The sequence below is a fragment of the Photorhabdus antumapuensis genome (assembly GCF_020387775.1).
In the GTDB taxonomy this organism is placed as follows: Bacteria; Pseudomonadota; Gammaproteobacteria; order Enterobacterales; family Enterobacteriaceae; genus Photorhabdus; species Photorhabdus antumapuensis.
The window spans coordinates 46,999-69,258 of record NZ_JAHZMK010000012.1 but is presented as its reverse complement, the minus strand read 5'-3'; the positions used below and the strand labels follow the sequence as shown (position 1 = coordinate 69,258).

Annotated in this window: 22 protein-coding genes and 1 pseudogene; 4 read left to right on the top strand and 19 right to left on the bottom strand. The window is 41.3% G+C overall.

Annotation, left to right across the window (positions count from 1 at the left end; translation table 11 throughout):
- Nucleotides 1-98: 98 nt before the first annotated feature.
- Nucleotides 99-1,484, top strand: a complete 1,386-nt coding sequence (gene cysS / locus KZ793_RS03795; protein ID WP_225813649.1) for a cysteine--tRNA ligase — start codon at nucleotides 99-101, stop codon at nucleotides 1,482-1,484.
- Between the two features lie 65 nt (nucleotides 1,485-1,549).
- Here the strand turns inward: cysS and KZ793_RS03790 are convergent, their stop codons facing one another.
- The 5 genes and pseudogenes from KZ793_RS03790 to KZ793_RS03770 form a co-directional block, all read right to left on the bottom strand.
- A complete protein-coding gene (locus tag KZ793_RS03790; protein ID WP_225813647.1) occupies nucleotides 1,550-3,403 on the bottom strand; it encodes a phage tail protein in 1,854 nt (617 codons plus the stop codon).
- Between the two features lie 476 nt (nucleotides 3,404-3,879).
- Nucleotides 3,880-4,539: a CoA transferase subunit B gene (locus KZ793_RS03785; RefSeq protein WP_225813643.1), complete on the bottom strand. Its 660-nt coding sequence runs from the start codon at nucleotides 4,537-4,539 to the stop codon at nucleotides 3,880-3,882.
- 6 nt (nucleotides 4,540-4,545) lie between these two features.
- Nucleotides 4,546-5,202: an acetate CoA-transferase subunit alpha gene (gene atoD / locus KZ793_RS03780; RefSeq protein ID WP_225813640.1), complete on the bottom strand. Its 657-nt coding sequence runs from the start codon at nucleotides 5,200-5,202 to the stop codon at nucleotides 4,546-4,548.
- A 241-nt stretch (nucleotides 5,203-5,443) separates the two neighbouring features.
- A pseudogene (locus KZ793_RS03775) lies at nucleotides 5,444-6,469 on the bottom strand (sigma 54-interacting transcriptional regulator); the annotation flags it as partial.
- 408 nt (nucleotides 6,470-6,877) lie between these two features.
- The gene (locus tag KZ793_RS03770) at nucleotides 6,878-7,984 is read right to left on the bottom strand and encodes a hypothetical protein (RefSeq protein WP_225813638.1); all 1,107 of its coding nucleotides are present in this window, start codon (nucleotides 7,982-7,984) and stop codon (nucleotides 6,878-6,880) included.
- A 1,279-nt stretch (nucleotides 7,985-9,263) separates the two neighbouring features.
- On the opposite strand from KZ793_RS03770, the gene KZ793_RS03765 reads away from it, so the two are divergent.
- Nucleotides 9,264-9,716: a hypothetical protein gene (locus KZ793_RS03765; protein WP_225813637.1), complete on the top strand. Its 453-nt coding sequence runs from the start codon at nucleotides 9,264-9,266 to the stop codon at nucleotides 9,714-9,716.
- A 547-nt stretch (nucleotides 9,717-10,263) separates the two neighbouring features.
- Here the strand turns inward: KZ793_RS03765 and KZ793_RS03760 are convergent.
- Complete coding sequence (locus KZ793_RS03760) at nucleotides 10,264-11,274, bottom strand: hypothetical protein (protein WP_225813635.1); 1,011 nt, start codon at nucleotides 11,272-11,274, stop codon at nucleotides 10,264-10,266.
- Between the two features lie 1,028 nt (nucleotides 11,275-12,302).
- On the opposite strand from KZ793_RS03760, the gene KZ793_RS03755 reads away from it, so the two are divergent.
- Together KZ793_RS03755 and cspE are read left to right on the top strand one after the other, a co-directional pair.
- On the top strand, nucleotides 12,303-12,593 hold the full coding sequence (locus KZ793_RS03755) for a hypothetical protein (RefSeq protein WP_225813633.1): 291 nt from the start codon (nucleotides 12,303-12,305) through the stop codon (nucleotides 12,591-12,593).
- A gap of 435 nt (nucleotides 12,594-13,028) precedes the next feature.
- Nucleotides 13,029-13,244: a transcription antiterminator/RNA stability regulator CspE gene (gene cspE / locus KZ793_RS03750; RefSeq protein ID WP_225813631.1), complete on the top strand. Its 216-nt coding sequence runs from the start codon at nucleotides 13,029-13,031 to the stop codon at nucleotides 13,242-13,244.
- A gap of 240 nt (nucleotides 13,245-13,484) precedes the next feature.
- On the opposite strand, the gene KZ793_RS03745 is transcribed toward cspE, so the two are convergent.
- From KZ793_RS03745 to KZ793_RS03685, 13 genes are all read right to left on the bottom strand, one after another.
- Nucleotides 13,485-13,877 carry a CesT family type III secretion system chaperone gene (locus KZ793_RS03745; protein ID WP_225813629.1) on the bottom strand — a complete coding sequence of 131 codons (393 nt, stop codon included), beginning with the start codon at nucleotides 13,875-13,877 and terminating at the stop codon, nucleotides 13,485-13,487.
- Nucleotides 13,874-14,809 (bottom strand): YopT-type cysteine protease domain-containing protein, encoded by a 936-nt coding sequence (locus KZ793_RS03740; RefSeq protein WP_225813627.1) that lies wholly within the window; start codon nucleotides 14,807-14,809, stop codon nucleotides 13,874-13,876. The genes KZ793_RS03745 and KZ793_RS03740 overlap by 4 nt, the downstream gene beginning before the upstream one ends.
- 168 nt (nucleotides 14,810-14,977) lie before the next feature.
- The gene (locus KZ793_RS03735) at nucleotides 14,978-15,595 is read right to left on the bottom strand and encodes an HrpE/YscL family type III secretion apparatus protein (RefSeq protein ID WP_225813626.1); all 618 of its coding nucleotides are present in this window, start codon (nucleotides 15,593-15,595) and stop codon (nucleotides 14,978-14,980) included.
- Nucleotides 15,574-16,200, bottom strand: coding sequence for a Yop proteins translocation protein K (locus KZ793_RS03730; protein WP_225813624.1), 627 nt, complete (start codon nucleotides 16,198-16,200; stop codon nucleotides 15,574-15,576). Before KZ793_RS03730 ends, KZ793_RS03735 begins: the two co-directional genes overlap by 22 nt.
- The gene (sctJ, locus tag KZ793_RS03725; protein WP_397443572.1) at nucleotides 16,200-16,937 is read right to left on the bottom strand and encodes a type III secretion system inner membrane ring lipoprotein SctJ; all 738 of its coding nucleotides are present in this window, start codon (nucleotides 16,935-16,937) and stop codon (nucleotides 16,200-16,202) included. The genes KZ793_RS03730 and sctJ overlap by 1 nt, the downstream gene beginning before the upstream one ends.
- A 6-nt stretch (nucleotides 16,938-16,943) precedes the next feature.
- Nucleotides 16,944-17,282 (bottom strand): type III secretion system inner rod subunit SctI, encoded by a 339-nt coding sequence (gene sctI, locus KZ793_RS03720; protein WP_225813622.1) that lies wholly within the window; start codon nucleotides 17,280-17,282, stop codon nucleotides 16,944-16,946.
- 75 nt (nucleotides 17,283-17,357) lie between these two features.
- Entirely contained in the window at nucleotides 17,358-17,924 is a 567-nt protein-coding gene (locus KZ793_RS03715; protein ID WP_225813620.1) for a YopR family T3SS polymerization control protein, read from the bottom strand.
- Nucleotides 17,917-18,270, bottom strand: a complete 354-nt coding sequence (locus tag KZ793_RS03710; RefSeq protein ID WP_225813618.1) for a YscG family type III secretion system chaperone — start codon at nucleotides 18,268-18,270, stop codon at nucleotides 17,917-17,919. The genes KZ793_RS03715 and KZ793_RS03710 overlap by 8 nt, the downstream gene beginning before the upstream one ends.
- 2 nt (nucleotides 18,271-18,272) lie before the next feature.
- Nucleotides 18,273-18,527, bottom strand: coding sequence for a type III secretion system needle filament subunit SctF (gene sctF, locus KZ793_RS03705; RefSeq protein ID WP_225813616.1), 255 nt, complete (start codon nucleotides 18,525-18,527; stop codon nucleotides 18,273-18,275).
- Nucleotides 18,520-18,732 carry an EscE/YscE/SsaE family type III secretion system needle protein co-chaperone gene (locus KZ793_RS03700; RefSeq protein ID WP_225813613.1) on the bottom strand — a complete coding sequence of 71 codons (213 nt, stop codon included), beginning with the start codon at nucleotides 18,730-18,732 and terminating at the stop codon, nucleotides 18,520-18,522. Before KZ793_RS03700 ends, sctF begins: the two co-directional genes overlap by 8 nt.
- Entirely contained in the window at nucleotides 18,729-20,000 is a 1,272-nt protein-coding gene (gene sctD / locus KZ793_RS03695; RefSeq protein ID WP_317987439.1) for a type III secretion system inner membrane ring subunit SctD, read from the bottom strand. Before sctD ends, KZ793_RS03700 begins: the two co-directional genes overlap by 4 nt.
- A complete protein-coding gene (gene sctC, locus KZ793_RS03690) occupies nucleotides 19,997-21,847 on the bottom strand; it encodes a type III secretion system outer membrane ring subunit SctC (RefSeq protein ID WP_317987438.1) in 1,851 nt (616 codons plus the stop codon). The genes sctD and sctC overlap by 4 nt, the downstream gene beginning before the upstream one ends.
- The gene (locus KZ793_RS03685) at nucleotides 21,835-22,257 is read right to left on the bottom strand and encodes a YscB family type III secretion system chaperone (RefSeq protein ID WP_225813610.1); all 423 of its coding nucleotides are present in this window, start codon (nucleotides 22,255-22,257) and stop codon (nucleotides 21,835-21,837) included. Before KZ793_RS03685 ends, sctC begins: the two co-directional genes overlap by 13 nt.
- Between the last annotated feature and the right edge of the window lie 3 nt (nucleotides 22,258-22,260).

The following is a 22,260-nucleotide window of genomic DNA, read 5'->3' as shown; positions in this document are numbered from 1 at the left end:
TGCCATATCGAGCATGTATTGATAAGATAAAGACATAAATCCAGAATTATCAATTCGTTATTTTTAACACACGTACAGTGAATTTACGGAAAATCTCGATGCTAAAAATTTTCAATACCCTCAGCCGTCAGAAAGAAGAATTTAAGCCAATCCATCCAGGGAAAGTCGGGATGTACGTGTGTGGTATCACGATTTATGACTTGTGCCATATTGGTCACGGCAGAACCTTTGTTTCTTTTGATGTGGTTGCTCGTTATCTGCGCTATTTGGGATACGATTTAACTTATGTACGCAATGTGACCGATGTTGATGACAAAATCATCAAACGTGCGGCAAAAAACAGTGAAAGCTGTGATGATCTGACCGGTCGTATGTTGGCGGAAATGTATAAAGATTTTGATGCGCTGAATATCTTACGTCCTGATCTGGAACCTCGTGCGACCCGGCATATCCCGGAGATTATTGAGCTGACCGAATCGTTGATAAAACGTGGTCATGCTTATGTCGCAGATAATGGTGATGTCATGTTTTCCGTCGAGAGTGATCATGATTACGGGTTGCTTTCCCGTCAGGATCTCAGCCAGTTACAAGCAGGGGCGCGAGTGGAAGTGGCTGATGTTAAGCGTAACCCGATGGATTTCGTATTGTGGAAAATGTCCAAGCCTGGGGAACCAAGCTGGGAATCGCCGTGGGGAGCGGGCCGTCCTGGTTGGCATATTGAATGTTCTGCCATGAACAATAAACAGTTAGGTCATCATTTTGATATTCATGGTGGTGGGGCTGATCTGATGTTTCCGCATCATGAAAATGAAATTGCGCAATCTACTTGTGCCCATGATGGCCCGTATGTGAACTATTGGATGCACTCTGGGATGGTGATGGTGGATAAAGAGAAGATGTCCAAATCGCTGAACAACTTCTTTACTATCCGTGACGTATTGGAATATTACGATGCCGAGACGGTACGTTATTTCTTGCTGTCAGGCCATTACCGCAGTCAGCTTAATTATACAGAAGATAACCTAAAGCAGGCCCGTACTGCACTTGAACGACTTTATACAGCTCTGCGAGGTACAGATGCTTCTGTACAGCCGGCCGGTGGTGAAGTATTTAAAGCGCGTTTCATTGAAGCAATGAATGATGATTTCAATACGCCAGAGGCTTATTCGGTACTGTTTGATATGGCACGTGAAATCAACCGTCTGAAATCAGAAGATATTGACGCAGCGAATGGCTTAGCGGCTGAATTACGCAAGTTGGCAGGTATTTTAGGTTTGTTGCAACAACAGTCGGAACAATTCTTGCACTGTGGTGTTCAGGCTGACGATGAAGAGATTGCTAAAATTGAAGCACTGATTAAGCAGCGTAATGATGCACGAAAAAATAAAGATTGGCCGTTGGCAGATTCTGCTCGTAATCAGTTAAATGAGATGGGTATTGAACTGGAAGATGGGCCGCAAGGGACAAGCTGGCGTCGTAAGTAAGCCTGATAGAGTACAACTGCCTTGATAATTAGGCGGCTCCCTTTTAGGGAGCCTGTCTTCATTGATTATGGTTTTTCAGGTAGTTGCACACGAATATTAATGACTCTTCCGTCTGGAATATCGCATGGTTCAGCATCATTGTAATAAACGACTTCCCCTGTTGCAGTTACACTTTTTACGCGCTGATTTTGAGCAAACTCCGGAGCGTCTTTATTTTGACGATGGTAACATTCAATTGTTATATCGCCGCTGGCTGTGTCTACCGATTCACGAATCCAAATCAGATTTAACCCGTTGCTGTCCGCCGGGATGATAGTGCCACCGTGAATTCCCCACGCACCATCTTTGGCAAAACCGTTGCAGCCACTGATACGATATTTCCCTGTATCTACACGCTTAACCGTCACTCCCTCAGCTTCGCTGGTTAACTCGTAAGTTCCGTCTGGGTGAATATCGACAATTGGGCTGGATACTCTGAGAATGCCGTTAGCGTCGGAGCGGGCATTTTTATCTGTCCAAAGTCGGCTAACTTTTGTATTTCCACCTCCATCATTTCCGTGGATAAAGCTAATACCGGCATTGTCATAATGCGCGACAAATCCTGCCCATATGTCATACATTCTTGTTATGTAGCCGCCCGACCATGCATACCCAATACCACTATCATTCGCTCCAAATCTGAATGCATGACCGCCCTGCGGCAATGATTTTATCCATGCGGTAAAATCACTTATATTTGCCTGATTAATATATTTTGCTTGGATAAATTCAGATCCCTCGGATTTTGCATATGCCCCGATATCCGCCGCCGTTGGTTTGTTTTTTGTTGTATAAATGTTAGTCCAATCTTCCTCAAAACCATAATTATCACGGGCAGAGCGATAAGCAATCCCTCCATTTTTGTACTGTACTTTCAACTGAAAAGCCGGGCAGCTTCCAGCTCCGTTATTGAAATGAGCAATATGAGCAGAATCTATTCCAGGGTTCAGCAAATCATATAACCCTGTATTTGCGTTCCAGGGGACTGGATTATTAACAGAGTATCCTTTTGTTAATCCGAGCCTAAATGCCCCAACATCCGCCGCCGTTGGTTTGTTTTTTGTTGTATAAATATCAGTCCAATCCTCCTCAAAGCCATAATTATCACGGGCAGAGCGATAAGCGATCCCTCGGTTTTTGTACAGCACTTTCAACTGAAAAGCTGGGCAGCTTCCAGCTCCGTTATTGAAATGAGCAATATGAGCAGAATCTATTCCAGGGTTCAGTAAATCATATAACCCGGTGTCTGCATTCCAGGGGACTGGATTATTAATAGAGTGTCCGCCTGTTAATCCGAGCCTAAATGCCCCCACGTCCCCGGCATTTAGACTGATATCCCCAGTTAACGCTTTGCCGTTAATTTTTCTACTATTCGGTACCGCATTTTTAGCTAAGTTGACGGTTTCTGCTAAGCCAAGATTTTTCACAAACGTGTTTTTATCAAGAATATCTGCGCCATTTTGGTTTTTTGCTAATCTGTTGTTAGCATTATCATTTACATCAGAAACAAGTTTTTGAGTTACTGCAAGTGAATTGCTGTTGCCTGTTTTATCTGTGAGTTGAACTATTCCTTTCTGGGTTAGTGAAGCACTTGGAACTTCTGTCGCGATCTTTTTTTCTAAGGCTCTATTTAATTGAGTAGTGAGTTTGACTATATCCCCATCATCTAGAACATCATCGCCATATTGTGTAGCGATAAAGTTAGCTATCACAGATGATATCGTTGAAGATTGACGTAATACTTTATTGAGTAAATGAGTGGTAATATTCTCTGGTGGAAATCCAGTCTTTAAAGCCGGGTTTGTTTCATATCCTTCTTGGCTGACTACGTTAGCATTATTACTAATAGAAAAAGCTTTAAAATCATTCTTGAGACTCATATACTTTCCTTAAATTAAATAATACTATTTTATAATTAACATATTGAATTATTGTAAAAACAATTCCTGCCAACTCACGCCGATCATAGTCTAGTTAGGAACGAGAATAATGGAATATTCTTATATATTATAAGATTAATTATTTTTGTATGGTTGATAGCAATAAATAACCGGAAATTTTACAACCAGAAATATATCAAATAGTGCCGGATGTTGGGGTGGGTTTATTTCTTGAGTGTAAGATGAAATGCATGAATAAAATAAAAAATTAATTTATCTTTAGTTATACCTAATAGATTTAGAGTTGCAGCGCGGCGGCAAGGGAATGAATCTCCGGGAGCTTGGGTCTATTCATTCACTGTCATTCGGCTCTTTGCTATTTATAATCCGACCAGTGAACATTCATGCGTAGTCGCATCACAGCGATTGGTGAAGTGGTGGAATAGCGCGGATAAAACCAGTCAGGATATCGCTAATCATAGACTATCCTTTGGTACAGGCATGATTTTGAGGTCATGTGCAATATTAAATTCTGCTTCGGTTTTTTCCCGCAGAGTCTCTAATGTGACATTTGGCGCATGTTCTTTCAGGATTAACTGGCCCTGTTCAAAATAGAAAACACCTAATTCAGTAACAATCATGCTGACTTTGTTGATGGCGGTAAGTGGTAGAGTACACTGCTTAAGGATTTTTGCTGAGCCGTCTTTGGTGCAGTGTTCCATTGCAATGATGACTTTGCGGGCGCCAGTGACAAGATCCATTGCTCCTCCCATACCAAGCACCATTTTCCCCGGTATCATCCAACTGGCTAAGTTGGCATGTTGGTCAACTTGCAGAGCACCTAGCACACAAGCATCTATGTGACCACCACGTATTAAGGCAAAAGAGAATGCACTGTCAAACATGGCGGCACCGGGCAGGATACCGCAGGGTTTTCCACCGGCATTGACCAGATTCGGATGGGGTTCTGTAACGGGGCCAAGACCCAGAAAGCCATTTTCTGACTGGAGGGTAATATGAATGTTATCGGGCAGATAGTTCGCGACTAGCGTAGGAATACCGATGCCGAGGTTAACAATATCGCCATCTTGTAATTCACGTGCAACACGGTTGGCAATAAGTTGTTTGGCGTTCATTATGAGTTATCCTTCTGGATAAATGATGTAATCGATCAATGCGCCAGGTGTTATAACGCAGTCCGGTGCAATCTCACCCACTTCAACCAATGCATCCGGCTCGGCAATCGTGATATCCGCAGCCAGAGCGATCACTGGGTTAAAATTTCGGGCGCTTAACTGGTAGGTCAGGTTACCGTGATGATCAGCAAGATGAGCTTGAATCAACGCTAGATCGGCGCGTAGCGGGAGTTCTAGCAAATAGTCTGTTCCATTGAGGGTTATTTTTTGTTTCCCATTTTCTACAATAGTACCCACTCCGGTAGGGGTTAGGAATCCGCCCAGACCGGCTCCTCCGCAGCGAATACGTTCGATCAACGTTCCCAAAGGAACCAGTTCTACTTCTATTTCTCCAGCAAGCATTTTGCGTCCGGTTTCCGGATTAGTGCCAATATGTGAGGTGATGACTTTTTTCACTCTGTTATTAGCCACAAGGGGGCCGATGCCGGTATCAATACGGCTAGTATCGTTAGCAATCAGAGTCAGATCTTTTACACCAGAGTTTAGTAATGCGGTGATTAAACCAAGAGGTGTGCCTACACCGATAAAACCGCCAACCATAATGGTCATGCCGTCATAAAAATGCGCTATAGCTTGTTGTATGTTAATGAGTTTATTTTTCATATCGATCCCTATATGTGATATATGGATATAGGCACGTATTAGTAAAGCAATGAGTGTGCCAGTTACTGGATTTAAATAAGGATATTTTATAGTTAATTGAAATTTAAATAGTTATATTTAATCTAATTGAGGAAAGTGTGTGCAGGCTTGTAGAGTAATTGAGAATAGGTGTGCAAAATCTTGCACAGGTGTGCACGTTTTGTTTCGCCATCAGCGCTCTGTTTTGCTGATGTAGGATTGTCTATTCCGCCAGATTCAGTGGATCAATACGATATTCTTGAAGTTTATACATTAGCGCCCGGCGACTAATACCTAGAATTCGAGCGGTTTGTGCCCGATTGCCCTGATTGCTTGCTAACGCCGCACTAATCAATCTGCGTTCATAGGATTTAATGCTTTCTTTCAGACTATGGCCGTGCTCCAGCGTATGTTGAGGCTCAGAACTTAGCGGTGGAGGCGGTTTGAATAACAGATGTGCAGGTAGGTCATCGGGGAAAATAACTCGTCCAGAGCTCATAATGACTGCACGCTCAAGGGCGTTGGAAAGTTCGCGAACGTTACCCGGCCAGTGATATTCTTCCAGAATTGACAGTGTACTGGCATCTAATTCGATGATCTCTTTATTGTTTTCTGTGCTGAATTTTTGCAGGAAATGATAGGCCAGCAAAGCAATATCTTCGGGACGTTTCCGTAGCGGAGGGGGAGAAAGATGAATAACGTTAAGGCGGTAAAATAGATCCCGACGAAACTCTCCTTGTTCCACCATGACAGCCAGATCACGGTTGGTTGCTGCGATCAAACGAATGTCGGTTTTAATGGTTTGGCTGCCGCCAAGACGTTCGAACTCTTTTTCTTGCAAAATGCGCAACAGTTTGGCTTGTAGGCTAAGGGGCATTTCGCCAACTTCATCAAGTAGCAGGGTGCCTTGATTAGCACGTTCAAATAGCCCTTGACGCTGTATCTGTGCGCCAGTAAAAGCCCCCTTTTCATGGCCGAACAACTCGCTTTCGAGTAAGGACTCTGGTAAAGCCCCACAGTTAATTTTGATGAATGGTCCTTTAGCCCGCGGACTATTGTAATGAATGGCCTTAGCGATTAGCTCTTTACCGGTGCCGCTTTCGCCCGTAATTAATACCCTGGCGTGGCTACAAGCAATTTTTGCTGTATCACGGCACAATGCCATCATTTTAGGGCTGTTAGTCAAGATACGATCCCAACTGTAGCTGTCGGGTAGGGTACGATATCGTTGATTGATTTCCTGTTTCATCAGTTAGCCTCCGAGAAACCTCGTCGTTTAGGGTGAAGAAGAGGAAACGAGGCGCTTTTCCTGCTAACGATTAATTTTTGCATTTTCACATTTTCCTATGTATTTCCTATGGTTAGAGAGAGGAACAGTCAACTTTCCGCGCACGGCACGTGGTGAGAGCGTGTTAACCCATTGTGTAAACCCGATAAAGATTGAGGGCATAGAAACCAGATCCTAAGTGATAACAGGTACTATGTAACAGAAACCGCAGTGTTAGGAGTATAGAAAGCGTTGCCGAATGGGAGCAAGGGGGAAAATGGGTAAGTGTGAGGGGCTTCTAATGGGTTTAGTTCACTTTAGCCTTATAGTGCAGGGATGATTTGGTTATACCGAGAGGTACGGCATTGTATTTAATGCCGTACTTTTAATCTATTTGCTAGGTAATTGTAGGTTAGGATTTCTAAGAGAGATAGTTATCGTTCCGACCTGCTTATTACTGTTGCGGATCTCTTGTCCATAATTAAAATCAAAATATTTCATCTGGTCTCCGGTTTCTACTACCTTTCTGTTAATAGCTATGAAATTTTTACGGAGCATGGTATTAAGGCCATAGGCATTAGCATATTCTGGTAAAACATCAATGACGACTTTTCCTGTGTTTTTTTCTCCTTCGGCCATGAAGTTGAATACACCTTTAGGGAAATCAATATCTAATAGTGGTTTTCTGTCAATATCTAATGGGAAGTTGCAGCCATCTGGGGAGTTGAGATTTAATGAAGTTGCTCCGGCTTTTAGAGTGAAAGTTAGGCTGGGTAAAGGTAAATGGGGCTGTTTTTCATCTTTGGGAATTGTTATATCCAATCTTGGGGCGGTTATGAACATCTGTGCATTATCCTGTAAGGTAATACTGCCACCATCTATATGAACATGATGGCTTTTAAGCATAGCTTGAGAGGATTCAGTAATAGAGAAATCACAATTTAGTGAAATAAAGTTCTCTATATTCTCTACAGTCTCTACAGTCTCTACAGTCTCTATAGTAAGCTGGCTATTTCCTGACATAGCCACTGTTGATTCTTCTAATGTTGGTATTGCTGTATTTATCGGGCCACTAATGCTTACAATGCTTGAGTTTTTTATTGAAAAACTACTTGAGTTTTGTAATTGTATTCTATATTTATTGAATATTTCAGAATTAAGATAAAAATTAACAGGTTTTTCTTTACTTCCTAATATTATAAGATTTCCTGAGGATATGTTTATTGTTTCTCCTAAAATTTTGTCTGTATTTTCTGCCTTATGTACTGCCTTGTACTCCTCGTTAAGCTTAATTAGTGGCTGTGGCCAATGAATAGAGTTTATTTCTCCAGCATCCAGTTTTAACTCATCTTTTTTTCCAGCATCCATGTTGAAAGTGAAACCAATATCTTTATTGAAAGTTTTATCTAAAGAATCTGATGGAGTAATCGTTTGACGGCCGTATTTATGCTCGTATAATTGATCTTCATATGAGGACCAGATAAATTTATCGCTCATTAATTTTACCCTTGTCTGAGTTAATATTATTTCATTATTAAATGTAAATTAATATAAGTATAGTTCAAAATAAGTAATTTTCAAGATACTTTCAGCCTATTTTATTGTGATTTTGTTACTGATCAATGGAACCTGATATCAGCGCTTTTTCCTGTTTTTGATAAAAATTTTCCAACGGTTTATTTATATAAGAAATGATATTATAGGGGAATAGTTTATGACTACTTGCTAACTGAATAATGCTGTGTAAATGTATATTTACTTGATCATAATTGGTGAAGAGAGTTGTTTAAGTTGGTAAACAATTATTTATGATTGAGAAGATAATGATAGGTGAAAATTTTGTGTCAGAATAGTTATGTTTGGTGGATTATCAATGTAACTGGTACATGTTATGTATAATACGAAAGCGATATTAATTTCAATCTGAGAGTTTTACTCTCTCTAAGTAATGTTTTGTCACTATAGGGAATAAAAGGCTTATATTGTTTTGTTATCTTCTGCCAGATATGTTTGTTGGAGATTTAATCTATTTGTTGTGTATGTTTTGTTGGGTAAGCCGATGATAAGTGAGTTTGTCAGCGCGTTTTAATAGTCTGTTATTACCTTATTTCTAGTCGTATAGAAAATTAAGATAGCTGATTGAACTAATCGGTTTGCCTATATGTGATTTAAATCTCAAAAAAGAAAATTTCTGATTTCCGTACACTTTATTATTGATTGTCAAATGAAGTAATTCTCTGACGAGGATCTTGTTGGGGAAATATGTGTTTACTATTATAATACGTTGTAAATACTACAATAATCACTAAATAAATTGCAAATACACTTGAATGTGACGATTTTTAGAATGGTTAATTTTATTATGAAATAATAATAGATATGAACATAATATTATCCTGTTTCATCTTGTTTTTCGGTGTTATAAAAAGAATAATTCCCCAGTTTTATTTTTTAGATAGATGATTCTATGGATTTTCTATGTTTCAATATTAGGGGTGATAAGATGACCTTAAATAATTTTAGAATTTAGTGGCAAGGAATGGATCTTTAGCTATATTTAATTAATAACGTAACATGGTAAATAAAAATAGTAATGATTTCTTGGAATAGAAGATAAAGTTTACTACCAACAATCAATTTTAAGCTTAAGGAGGTGATTAGAGGTTAATTTATCAATTTAATGAATTTGGAATTTATATTGGGTTTTGAATGCAAAGATAAATGTTGCTCAATATCTTATCATGATTTTTTTAATTTAATAATATAGGTGAATGAAATGAGCGAAAAAATAGAAATGCTTAAAGAAGTAGTGGAACTTGTTGATGGAATAAAATATACAAATCTTACTGATATTGGTAATTATATAGCACGCAATGATTTAGTAATTGAGGGAAGAAATAATAAGTTACCATATTATGTGGAGTCAGAGTCTGTATGGCATAATGCGGGTCTATGGGTTCCATTGTTAGCTGAGAGAATTAAAAATGAGGTTCCATTGAAGTTCATTGTTCGTTCGGCTGGCATGGAATATATTACAAATATTTTTCTGTTCCAAGATTTAGCAAGTACGAAAAACACTATAAGGTATTATGTAGGTGATAGGTTTGATTATCATTCAGCAATAGAAGCTCAAGGTAATAATAGGGATGGGGGAAATAGGATTTTGAAATGTGTATGTGAGGATCTAAAGGAAGTAAATATGAAAACTGTAAAAATGATCTTATACTAACACAGGATAGACAATTTTTCAGTTGGAGTTTTTATAGACTCTCTGTGCTCTTAGTTTGTTATAATTATCCTTAAACTCAAATAAATTTTTGCAGAGCTATAAATGCAAAGAGAGATAATTGACGATTTCGGAGATTTTTAATTCATAGATTTGAGGCTACATTTTGGTGTAGCCTTTTTTATCTTCGTCTAAAGTTATTAGGTTGTCTGATTATATGAGGTGATAATTAAATTTTTTCCTGACTTTATTAACTCATATTGAATATATTAGTGAAGGGAATACGAACATGTTTACTTCCAAATTAACGATATTGCACTTATTATGTGAATCTACTAGGTATAAATGTACCATAAGTTTTCTGGCTTTTGAGCCTTATGAGAAAATTTTTACATTGGATATCATTCATAAAGTATGTGTTCTATAGTTTACTATGATTAAATGATGGTTGATTTATATTGATAGATGGTACGTTACCTTATTCGATATCGTACCATAAGAGTAAAATTAATTTTGGTCTATTGAACATTTATTTCTAATATGATTAATATTAATTTTTAAGTGATATTGTTACAGTGTCAATGTGATTATCATTGATAACTTCATTTCCATAACTGATGTTAAAGGATTCTCTATCTGCTACTTGACCATTGAGATGTATGAGTTTCTTATTAAATATCTTTTTTGTGAAAATATCAAAGTCTTCCTTTGGGCTCGGTTTTGCGAAATTAATAGTAATTTTTCCTTCATTCTTGCCTTCTGTATTAATGAAATTAAATAGACCTTCTGGATATTCTACGTTGTCAAGATAGAGTGGGAAATGGATGCCGTCAAAAGATTTCAAGTTTAGTGAGGGAGAGCCTGCTATAAGTTTGAACCATGTTTTGTCTTTTTCTATGTCATTTTTCTGCATTATACCGTTGTTAATCAAGGTTACTATCGATTTGTCTTGTATACTTATATTACAGTAATTAAAATTTCCATCTCCAAGATAGAGATTACTGCTTTCAAAAGTGAGCTTAGATGATTCACTTAGAGAAATTTCGCTAGCTAGAAATATAAAGGCGGGAACATCGTCTTCTATTTTTTCTTTTTGTATTATTTCAAATTCACTTTTTCCTGACATGGTAAGTTTAGGCGGTTTAAGTTTATTTGAAGCGACATAATCTATAAACATAAATACAGTTCCTGGATTTTTGATGCTTAAGATACCTGAATTTTCAAGGTTAAATTTAGCACTTTCAGCACAACCTAAATAAGCCACGGTGTTATTTCTATTTTCCGATAGATAGTCTACTTCTAATGTTCCTGCGGATACATTTATATCTAATCCTTTCCCGCTGTCAGTCATTGTTCCATCATCATTGCGAGTAAATTCTGGCCAATAGATAGGTATGTCCTCAGAATCATTTTGTAGTGTTAATATTTCATTTTTAGCGTTCATTGTGAAATTAGCGCCACCTAATTTATCGAACGAATTGGGCTTAGTAGATGAAAGAATAATGTGTGTATTGGTGTATACCTGAGAATTTTTTGGATCCCATTCAAAGTCTGTGCTCATTTTTAACCCCTCATAAAGGATGAATGTTTTTTTTCATAATTAAACATAGTTAAAATAAATATAGTTCAAAATGCGTGGATTTCAAGGTGTTGAATGAATTCATTGTATATTCTTTTAATTTTTTCTTTCTGTAAATAAATTCAACCACATTGCATGGATCAATTCCATTTACCGTCAATAAGATTACCTGAAAATATATTTTATTGTAATTAGGTTACTGTTTAATGCTGAAATTAATTATTAGTTATTAATTTTTTCCTGAATAGTCTTTTCAATAGTTTCTTTATCATTAGGATATATCATGTTACGGATAAATAATCTGTAATCACTTAATACTCGTGGCTATAAATAATTTTCCAAAATAGTGCTCCACTTTGGACAACTCCTTGTGTAGCAAGGGTTGTGCGCTATGCATAGCAGAGCAATGAGTTAGTGTGGCTTATCAGGCATCAGACTTGCATTGCTCGGATATTAATCAAATAGACCAACTGTATCGGTATTATGAAAAGCTATCTAGTTTTACAGTAAGATCATAGGTGGAATTTTCTCTATATTGTAATAATATTTTTCTTCATCAGTATTATCATCGTGTTTTGTACCATTTTAAGGGTATAATATTATAATTGATTGATTTAAAGTTGAATTCTAGTTTTTCTTGTTCGAAATTTATCCCTGTTGATTTATCGAATTAATAAATGCTAGGTTAATGAAATTTCATATTTAGTTATTGGGGTTTTGTAAGGAAAATAGTATGATTTTAATGATAACCATTTGAAATCAATATATAGTTTTTATATCATATTCCAATTGACTTATAATAATATGGAAGATGGATCACGTTTTTTAATGTGGATATATGAAATTATCCGATTTACTAAAGAATATTGATTCTATGATTTTATTCAGAAATTAAATATTTTTTAAGAAAGATATTTACATACTTACTTAAAATAGCTATGAAAATTAATTTCAATTAATTAATACCATTATTACGATAATTGAATGGATATATAAATATGAAGAAATTTATGTTAGGGGCATTGCTTTTCGGGATTGCGTCTGCCGCAAATGCAGGCAGTGGAGCTGATAAGTCTATTGAACTAACTGATCAAGAGTGTATGGCGCAGTGGAATATGTCTAGTGCTTCCCAGTCTTGTGATGTATCCATCACGAAAATCGGAGAGAGTTTTTGCTCTATTTCAGCACTATGTCGTGCTGTTAATGGACAAGTTATCGATAACCGTACTCAGTTTTTCCCGTATTTTAAGGTATCACAGCTCATGAACTGCAATGGTTATTTGAAGATTGATGCATGTTAACTTTATTTTCATTAATTTCAGGCTACGGATTGTAGCCTGATTAGGTTGTTAGGGATAAATTGTAAATTTAAATCAGTTGCTATAACTTTGAAAAATAGGGGCTTGTAGATAAAAACTTTTTATAATTAGTCAGTTATGGCTATGGTAAAGCTATGCAAGTATGAACAAAGCCGTAATTTAGGAAAAGGTAAAGATCAAATAGAAAAAAATAAATGAAATTAAAATTTGCTAATGACCAATCAATGTGATTTAATAGCGTCACTGGTTTGGAAGTACAGACCTATTTATGAAAAGAAAGTTAAAGCAGTTCACCATTTAGCGCTATCCCCGATACCACTTCATTGCGAATTCCTTCTAATTAGTACCCATAAGTAAAACTGAAAAACAGACCTCATAACGCCTTATGGCAACTTAATAAAATTAAAGGAAAATTCTATGTCTAATGCAATGACTGGTTCAGTAAAATGGTTTAATAACGATAAAGGTTTTGGATTTATTTCTCCGAAAGATGGTAGCAAAGATGTTTTTGTTCATTATTCTGCAATCCAGAGTAATAATTTCAAAACATTGGAAGAAGGTCAGGAAGTTTCATTCTCTGTTGAGAGTGGCGCTAAAGGTCCATCCGCAGTAAATGTTATCGTATTATCTTGATTTAACTTAACTGTTTAAATCTATTAGCGACTTTACGATAGCGATGAAGGTAATATCCTGAGTAGTTAAAGTTGTTAATGAGAAAAAACCCGCTTAGTTGCGGGTTTTTTGCATGGTGACAAGTAGTATTTTATTTGATTCTCTATTTGGCTTATTTAACTTTTACCTTTCAGTTTAAAGGGGACTAAATATTGAAGTTTCCATTGAACCTATAGCCCAGTAGTGGCTCATGTTTAGTAATCAAACCCGCATCAAGGAAGGCGGCAGATTTTTAGGCTGTTGGGCTGTGCTAGGTGTCAGGCGTTGTTCAATATCATCAATAAACCGTTCTAACCAGGCTTGTAGTTCCGCTACATCTACTTCGGCTAAGGGGCGTTGTGACCATAGAATGGCTTGTCCATCCAAATTTCCCTGGACATGAGCCGGCCAATGTTGCCCAAAAAGATTGTTGGCATGACTGACTTCGGACCCTAATTCGCAGAACAACTGTAGCCAGTTGTCGTGATAACAGCCAATCAATACTTGAAAACGTCCATCGACTTCCAGAGTGTAGATATCATCGTCGGTGGGGGACGCGGATACCCCGAGTTTAGAGAACAGCGCTTCTATAAGTTGGTGATAGTCGTGTGTCATAGTGTTTTAGGCTCGAAGTTGGAAATGTAGAAATTTTGACCTAGCCCGATTTCTTTGCTGTACATGGATTTGGACCAGAAATCTTGAGAGAACCAGTTGGAGAATGAAGTTTTGTCCGGGAAGTTGAACTCGCCGAAGTTAGGATCGAAGAAGGTAACTCCCTTCTGGTCATCTACATAGGCGGCTACTGTGTGTCCGGCCATTTGTCCTTCAAAACTGATCTTCTTGTAGCCCGATCCTTTATCACCTGTATCCAGGATGGCGTTTAATAGATCTTTTGTGCCTTTACCGCCAGTTTCGCCGTTTACTTCAAACGGGCTTCGTGGTTGGATGCCATTCTCACTGAGCCAGGATTCGGTTATTTTGCTTTGCTCGGCATCCGGGTCCATACCATCCATCTGTAACTGTTTAATGGAAACCAGAGAGTCAATGTGAAACTGCCCTTTCTGGCCCCCCACATAGAGCTGGTCAAAGACGCTTTCACCTTTGGCATGAGCGCTTATCCAGTGGGCAGAGATGGATTCACAAACCCCGCCAGAGGTGTCTTTATGTTTCATGATTTGGTCCAGAAAGGCACCTTTGGTCTGGGCAAATTTGAAAGTGATTTCACCGCCGTGCTTACTCGCGGAATCCCGAACGCTCCCTAGCTTAGTGCTTACCGCAAAGTGAACAATTCTGTCCTTTATCATGCTGAACGAGAAGCGGCTCTCCTGATTCTTCTTGTCATCGGTAGTTAGTTGGCGATCGAGCATAGAGTGGCCCGGTAGATTGCGTTGAATCGTCGCTGAAAGGCGCTCTAACAATCCTGGTCTGGGTGAAGAGACTTTCAGGGATTTGCCCGACAGTTCCCCTTGTGGTTGATTAACCGCTGTGGTATCAAGCTGTTGGGTAGGAAATATTCTTTGGTGATTAATACCTGAAATGGGAGACAATGGTCACTCCTTAAGTGGTTTTTTTGAGATTATTCCAAGGGATATGCGCTTGGATATTAGATAGAGTGAATCATAATGTTTTGTCGAAATAGAGAATATTAATAACGGCAGAAGAAATTTTCACTTTCCGTCGAAAACTAGTTACCTCTTTGAAACGTGATGGCGTCGTCAACTTTGCCATTGATTATTGATGGCTGACATCAGCGCGTCTAATTGGCTATCCAAACTGGCATCAATGATCCCGACTTCTGTTTCTAAAATACAGCCCCCTTGATCGAGACGCTCATCAGCAGTGATCTCTAAGTAGCCGATTTCAGGGAAATCTTTGTGTACCCGTGATATTTGTTCGCGAACTGTTGCGGCCTGTTCAGGATTAACGCGCAGGATAACCTGTTTTTGGTTACTGACTAATGACAGGGCCTCACGAACTACCTGTAAGGTGAGGGAAACTTGGTCATAATTCTTTAGGATTTTACGTACAGCCTGCAATACTACATTGCTCATTTGTTGTTCGACCTGCCGGTAGTATTGCTGGCATTGCAACTGGGTTTGATGAATCAGATTCGCTTGTTCTGCGCGGGCAGCATCGATGCCTGCTTGCCAACCTAACTCTTTTTGTTGCTCATACACCGCCTGCGCGTCACGTTCAATTTCTTGTGCCTGGAGCCGGGCAGCCTCAAGCAGAGATTTGGCACTGAGGCAGGTTTGATAGTCCGCTTTACGCAGTATTTGGAGTTCAGGAGACAGTTGAAGATGCTCTGTTGTTATTTTAATAAATGGTAACATTCTGTGTTCACTTGCTTAGCCAATTTGAGACACAATGCTTGTGCCAACGGTCGTTCTGCCTGGCTGACAGGCCAGGCCGCGAGGTTTTCATGAGAGGGAAGCCGCAGGCTCAGGCGCTTAGCGAAATCGATAGGAGGAGACTCCATCGCTGTTAGCCAGAACTGTAAGGCACTGGTACGAAAATAGTTTGCATTGATTTCTGATGGTAATGAGCGCTGCCAGCCAGTCGGCCAGTTGCCGATAATGATGTCGAGATACTTTAAGCAGAAGTGATGTCCCTCTTTTCCTAGTGAGCCATGTAAGTGGCGAAGTTCTGCCGCCATTAGGCAATGGCGGATAGCTTGCCCGTGAAGTAAAGCGCCTAGCCAGGTAAGAAGTTGTTCTAAGCACGATTGCTCTAACAGGGCGATGTTTCCCAATCCAGTTGGTAATTCATAATCCACATTCAGATCAAATTGGGTTAGCAGTAGTCCATTAAGCTTGGGAGAGTTTCGCCACTCAGGTAGGGAAGATAAGACCGCAAGCCATTCTGGTGATAGATGATCAGAATGAATATAGCTGGCAGGGCAAAACCGAAACTGATAGGGCGTTAATGCTGTTACCATTATTGTATCCTGCTTCGGTGCCACAGGAATTGTGCCAGATTGCTGATAAATAATAGGGCTAATAATAGTACAAACAGCCCAATCAGCCGTCCTTGTGACTCTTCAGTCACTTGGATAGAGAACAGAGTGGAGTAGCGTGGTGCCAACGGTACCTGACGTACGCCTGCTGCGGGCACTAATACGACACTGATCCGATCATAACTCAACCCTTCAATGCTGTTATTAACCAGTTGCTTGATTTGAGGGATGTAAGTGTCGAGTTGCACGTCCGCTGCGTGTTTGATAAACACCGAGGAAGAGGCTGGCGATAGCTTTTTGCCCAGTCGGTCTTGCTCCTCGGGTAAAACAACGTGTACTCGTGCTACGAGCACGCCATCAATCTCGGAAAGTGTTCGGGCAATCTCCTGCGCTTTGGCGAAGTTGAGCCGCGCACGTTCTTCTATTGGCGAGGAGATAAGGCCGTCCTTGGGGAAGACATCTTGTAACGAAGAGAAGTTCTCCCGTGGATATCCTTTACGTTTGAGCACTTCAACAGCTTGTGCCACATCAGACTCTTCGACTAACAGCTTGATATTGCCATCTTTGTCTGGTTGCTTATCAGAGGAAATGCCCGCTTCCTTGAGCAAGGCTAACATTTCGTTGCCTTCTTTTTGGCTCACATCGGTATAGAGTTCGATTTTACAGCCAGTTAGCATCAGGATAGCGAGCATAACGCAGATTATATAGTGTTTCTTCACAGCTCCTCACTGGGCTTTCATTAGGGTTTCAATGTTTTGATTGAGTCGTCCTACCGTTTTGGCAATCAGCTCTTCTTGCAGGGTGATCCGCATCAGAGACCACTGCATTTGCATCAGGCTGTTAGGATCACTGCTAGGGATAGCTAGCTGTGTTTCCAGATCTTGTTTCGCCTGAGTAAGTTGTTGCCTGATCTGACCTAATTCATTGATCAGATTGTTTTCAATCCCCTGATCTTGATTGGACATAGCAAGTTCAAAACTCGCAATATTTTCGGCACTGGCCTGAGATGTGTTGAGTTCATCCAGGCTGGTGATCAGTGTCTCGCTTATATGTGGTAGATCCATTGTTCCTCCAAATTTGAGGTATGTTGAGTTTATTTAGGTTGTCTGTCCTTGTTTCACGGTGTTGTGGTTGGCCCATTATTCTTCCAAATCAGGTTTATGTGAGTTTTGCATCATGTTTGTCACCATACCATTAAGGGGAATCAGCGTTTTTAACTCCTGCTTAATAAGGTCACTCAGGTACTCATTGCCAGGGATAGATTCAATCTTGCCGAGCACCTTGAGAAGAACCGTCTCTTGTTGTCGACTTGTGGGTGCGAATTCACGAACAATCTTTCTAAGTTCTGGCATATCCAGTGGTGGCTTGATATTGCCTGTCAAGCCACCAAACTGCGACCATAGCTGCTCTTGTACTGGAGCGATCAGCTTGTCTTCTAACTGAGTACGTTGGGAGGACTGTTTATCGGACGATAAAGCCTGATACCACTGCCATATCACTTTGCGTTGTGTCGCTGGATCGAAGTCGCCTAAAACGTTTTCCAGCGATTCTCCCTGTAGCCAGCGTTGTTGGCGCTCTTTCAGCATTTGCTGATCCGGCGTAGTTTCCAGTGCTTGCTCAAAGCTGTGCTGGTGCCTGGAACTGACCGAAGTCTGTACCGTTGGTTGCGATACGGTGTTATAGGATGGTCCTTCAATCCTATTCATGAGCCAGTTGTTCCCGCATGCCGTCAACGAAGGAGAGCAGTTGTGGATCGTCGCTGCCCGCCATTCGCGTCAGTCTCTGTTCCAGGGCTGATGCTAGCCCCAGACGCCACTCACACAACGCTAACCAAGGTTCGAGACTGGGCCAGGGAAACTCCCGACCAAAATCCAGAGCCTGTTGATATTTTCCTTGGTTCGTCAAAGAAGAGAGTCGAATCAGGTTTGCTGCTTCTTGTCCTTCCTCGATTGACATCAGCCAATCAGCAATAATATTGGCTTCGTCATGACAGTGATGGCCACTTCCAACCAGAGCAATATCTGCCAGTAGCCCTTTGAGTGAACGTGTCATGATTAGATCTTCTGTAATATACCCTGCATCAGGTCTTTCATGGACCGGGTGACAGTAGAGTTGATGTTGTAGATTACCGACCATTTGTTGATTTTGTGTTGTAAATCAGCTAGTAAAGCAGGGTTGTCAGCACCTTTGCTGAGTTCGGTAATGGCGGCACTGACATCTGTGTCGGCTGCGTTGGCTTGTGTAGTCAGCTGGGCAGCAACCCTATCGAGGGTATTAGCGTCTGTTGCGGCAGTAAAAGTTTTAGCCATGATGGTCTCCTTCTGTTGTGTTAAGTATTGTGATTGCAGCTTGGATGGCATCAGCCTCCAGTTGCCATTGTTGGTATTCTTGTACCGAACCGCCACGTCTCAGGCGTTGTTTGATATCGTTCAGCGCCTGAGAGAGGTGGTGTTGTATTTCGTTGACATAAGTGGGATCAGCACCAAACAGTCGTGCTTCCAGGGATGTCATCATGAAGCAGGGCTCCTGTTAAGTTTGACGATAAATTGTTGTCCACCCTTGATAATAACAATTGCATCTTGACGGATGGCCTCGATTCTTAAACCGTTTTCTGTGGTTGCTCCAACGGGGTAACGCAGGTTGTTTTTAAGTACCACATAGGGTACACGCCCGAAGGAAACGGCCCGGACGTCGAAATTGAGTTCATCATTGTGGGTGAGCTGTTTATTATTCAGCAATACCAGTGCTGGCCGATTGCCGAACTCTTGTTTAAATACCTTTTGTAAGCGGTAGAAGTTATGCGTCTGGTGCTCATCCAACTGACCTGTGAACTCGATACGATCATTTTTATCCTTGTAGATCAGCGTGTCGGGTAAATCATGTTTAGCCAATAACATATCCAGCCGCTTGAGGTGATTACCGGTGAACTTCGTCTGGTTTTCTATGCCCAGTAGGCCCGGAACATCACGTTTGAGTAGTGACTCGATATCGTTCCATTGCTGGCTGGTATCAGTGACTTCTCCCGTAAGGCGGACCCAACCGGGTTGTTTGCCATTGCGGCTCTGGACTTGGGCATAGCCTAATTTTTGTAAAATGAAATCCACCCCCTGACGTAATTCTTCCATCGTACGTAACTCCAGCCGATAATTGGGAGAGTGAGTATCGAGATACTGTTGCAGGGCCAGCCGTTGTTGATTGAGGTCCACATAACCTTTAAGCAGTAGTGGGCCGTGATCGGGCATCATTTGTACACTTACCTGGCGATAAGCCGAATCGCCACTGAGAAAACGGCGTAGTTCTTGCTCGGCTATGCCATTGGACATGCTGTTTCTTTGCCATCCTTCATGTCCAAGCAGCGCCAAGAGGCCAAGTGCCAGTACCAGACAAAATATCAACATCCCGCCTGCTACCCGGCTACGATTTTGGCGGGCAGGGCGCTGGCGTGGTGTAACTGCCGGTTCAGCGAGTTGGTTTGGGAATGCATGTTGTTGGTCACAAAAAGCCCACAATAACGGCCCTACTTCCTGACGGGCCAGCGCTTGCAATGTCGCACCCGGTGATAGCGGTTCGCCATTCTGACTTGGTGCAACTTCACCGGCCCATTCCAACAGGCGAATTGAGTCTGGTTCGATTTCTAAGATCAGGTGCACAGGAGCAACATCCTCATCCACCAGAACGATATCTGCCTGTAGGGGGTCTGAGCCGATGGCTAAACGTCCCTCAGCTAAATTAACCTCAATACTTTTATTCAGTCCGCGGTAAAAGCGAATTTTCCAACTCATCTGTTCGCCTTATTTTGCGCACGAACACACCAAGTTTCTTTCAGTGAACATTGCTGTTCAATGACTCGCCATCCATAAGTGTTACCCATTCGGCATGAGGATAGATATGAGCTTTTGCCTGCTTGCCGTAGGGTTTCCTGTACTTGACGGGCCGAGGATAATGGTTGGCATTGTGCACTTCCCAGAACTTTACTCAGCGATAGGCTCTGATTAGAGATATCTTGTGTTGCTAGTAATCCAGGACGTAGATCTTGCCCGTTACCAAGAGCCAGATAATGGGCGATTCCACTATCAATCAGACGTGGTTCAATAATGAATAGCCGTACTGATCGCCTAACTTGCTCACTGGTATTGCGAAACAAGACACCCAGATAAGGGATATCGCCTAAAAATGGCACCTTGCGTGTTATTTGACTCATTTCGTCGCGGTAGATGCCGCCAATCAGCAGACTTTGCCCATGTCCAACTCTGGCAACGGTATCGACAATGGTTCGGCTGATGGTCGGGATGCCATCCGGTCCTGAGCTATTAGGTTTCTGGTTACCGTCCTCAATATGCAGGTCTAAACTGATTTCAGGAGAGTCTCCTACTTGGATGACTCTGGGGATCATGCGTAGCATAGTGCCATAGGTAAGGCTTTTAAGCTCGGCAACCCGTTCGCCATTCACTTTCACGTAGTAGGTTTCATTGTTGTCAATGACGGCTTGCGTATTCTCCTGCGTTAAAAGCGTTGGGCGGGAAATCACCTGAGCGCTTCCTTTACTTTCTAGCAAAGTTATTTTGGCGAGCAGGTAATCCAGGCCACGGCGATCGACCAGGCTACTTAATGCGGCTGAACCGATGCTTTCCCCTTTTTCCTTACCCTCCTTTTTTCCCCCAGCGGAGGTTGTGATATCAATAATATGACGAGGCCCAGTGTTGATGCCAACTTGCCAGTCAACTCCCAGTTCTGAAAGGTTGTTTGCGTCGATGTCGACGATGGAAAGGGCAACTTCAATCCGGGCGGAGGGTTTGTCCAGTGCGTTGATCAAGTGGGCGTACATGGACATCCTTTCCGGGTTATCCCGTACAATGATGGCATTTAGGGAGGGTTCTGCCTGTACGACAGCACGGCTTGAGTAGCTTCCTCCCATAGAAGATGATGCCTCACCAGTAACAGCGGTTACATTGGTATCACTGAGCAGACGGGAGAGAATGGTGGCTATGCCAGGCGCCTCAATACTGGTATCACGATACTGAATCTTGCGATCGACCACTGAGGCGTATTTGAGCGGGAAAATTTCCACTGTTAAGGCGCCCGTTTTTTCGCTACGTAATAATGATTGCTGTTCTAGTGCGGATGCAGTCTGATCAACCAGTTCAAGATAACGGGGAGGGCCTGATACGTAAACCAGTTGGTTACCTGGATCAGGACGCCAGCCAAAGCGTGGCTCCCAAATACCGGAACGTTTTAGAGCTTGCTGTAATTCCGTTGCGTTGGTTCGTTCAAGTTTAAGCAGGCGCGATTGTATTTCACTGTTTTTGAATACATAAAGCACACTCCCGTCGTAGTACCAGACCAGATTATAGAGAGAGGATAAATGTTGCAGGAATTCCTGAGGAGTGTCCTGCTCAAAATGGCCGTTAACTTGATCGGTCACCTTGTCGCTGACAATCACTGATGCTTCATAGTTGGCGCCGAAATTAACCAGTACATCCCGCAAGCTTTCTCCTTTTGCCAGATAGTTATAAGGCGCAGGAAACCAATCCAGATCTTGGCTATAAGCAGAAGGAAGCATCACACCGCTGATACTCAACGACAACAGTAGGGAACGGCATAGCCTTTGGAATGGTTTCATGGTTGCCATATTACCTGTTTCCATTGAGGGGCGGATTGGGTTTCCGACAATAAAGCCATGACTTGTTCCAGTAGATCAACGTGCAGGGTTAGCATCTGTTCCAGTATTTGAATATCCAAACTATCAAGGTCAAGGCGTGCTTCCAGAATAAGATTCTCTGATTCATCTAAGGTCAGTGCATGGGGAGCATGGCGTCCCCAGCGTGTAACTTGTTGCAATAGTGTTTTCAGTAATTCAGCGCCTGACGGATCTTTTGGGTTATGGCGCCAGCTTAGCGGGCTGGATAACACAAGTTCAGTTCCCTGTTGGCGAAAAAATAGGTTGTAGTTATCAATGTGCAAATGGTAATGCCCTTGTCTATCGGAAACAAAGGGCTTCTGGCCTAAGCGACTGGCCAAATGATTGAGTAGAGTTTGCATGTT

Bases quoted from the DNA above. Each gene is read 5' to 3' on its own strand.
- cysS (WP_225813649.1), top strand. From the start codon at position 99: ATGCTAAAAATTTTCAATACCCTCAGCCGTCAGAAAGAAGAATTTAAG.
- KZ793_RS03790 (WP_225813647.1), bottom strand. From the start codon at position 3,403: ATGAGTCTCAAGAATGATTTTAAAGCTTTTTCTATTAGTAATAATGCT.
- KZ793_RS03785 (WP_225813643.1), bottom strand. From the start codon at position 4,539: ATGAACGCCAAACAACTTATTGCCAACCGTGTTGCACGTGAATTACAA.
- atoD (WP_225813640.1), bottom strand. From the start codon at position 5,202: ATGAAAAATAAACTCATTAACATACAACAAGCTATAGCGCATTTTTAT.
- KZ793_RS03770 (WP_225813638.1), bottom strand. From the start codon at position 7,984: ATGAGCGATAAATTTATCTGGTCCTCATATGAAGATCAATTATACGAG.
- KZ793_RS03765 (WP_225813637.1), top strand. From the start codon at position 9,264: ATGAGCGAAAAAATAGAAATGCTTAAAGAAGTAGTGGAACTTGTTGAT.
- KZ793_RS03760 (WP_225813635.1), bottom strand. From the start codon at position 11,274: ATGAGCACAGACTTTGAATGGGATCCAAAAAATTCTCAGGTATACACC.
- KZ793_RS03755 (WP_225813633.1), top strand. From the start codon at position 12,303: ATGTTAGGGGCATTGCTTTTCGGGATTGCGTCTGCCGCAAATGCAGGC.
- cspE (WP_225813631.1), top strand. From the start codon at position 13,029: ATGTCTAATGCAATGACTGGTTCAGTAAAATGGTTTAATAACGATAAA.
- KZ793_RS03745 (WP_225813629.1), bottom strand. From the start codon at position 13,877: ATGACACACGACTATCACCAACTTATAGAAGCGCTGTTCTCTAAACTC.
- KZ793_RS03735 (WP_225813626.1), bottom strand. From the start codon at position 15,595: ATGTTACCATTTATTAAAATAACAACAGAGCATCTTCAACTGTCTCCT.
- KZ793_RS03730 (WP_225813624.1), bottom strand. From the start codon at position 16,200: ATGGTAACAGCATTAACGCCCTATCAGTTTCGGTTTTGCCCTGCCAGC.
- sctI (WP_225813622.1), bottom strand. From the start codon at position 17,282: ATGGATCTACCACATATAAGCGAGACACTGATCACCAGCCTGGATGAA.
- KZ793_RS03715 (WP_225813620.1), bottom strand. From the start codon at position 17,924: ATGAATAGGATTGAAGGACCATCCTATAACACCGTATCGCAACCAACG.
- KZ793_RS03710 (WP_225813618.1), bottom strand. From the start codon at position 18,270: ATGACACGTTCACTCAAAGGGCTACTGGCAGATATTGCTCTGGTTGGA.
- sctF (WP_225813616.1), bottom strand. From the start codon at position 18,527: ATGGCTAAAACTTTTACTGCCGCAACAGACGCTAATACCCTCGATAGG.
- KZ793_RS03700 (WP_225813613.1), bottom strand. From the start codon at position 18,732: ATGATGACATCCCTGGAAGCACGACTGTTTGGTGCTGATCCCACTTAT.
- sctD (WP_317987439.1), bottom strand. From the start codon at position 20,000: ATGAGTTGGAAAATTCGCTTTTACCGCGGACTGAATAAAAGTATTGAG.
- sctC (WP_317987438.1), bottom strand. From the start codon at position 21,847: ATGGCAACCATGAAACCATTCCAAAGGCTATGCCGTTCCCTACTGTTG.
- KZ793_RS03685 (WP_225813610.1), bottom strand. From the start codon at position 22,257: ATGCAAACTCTACTCAATCATTTGGCCAGTCGCTTAGGCCAGAAGCCC.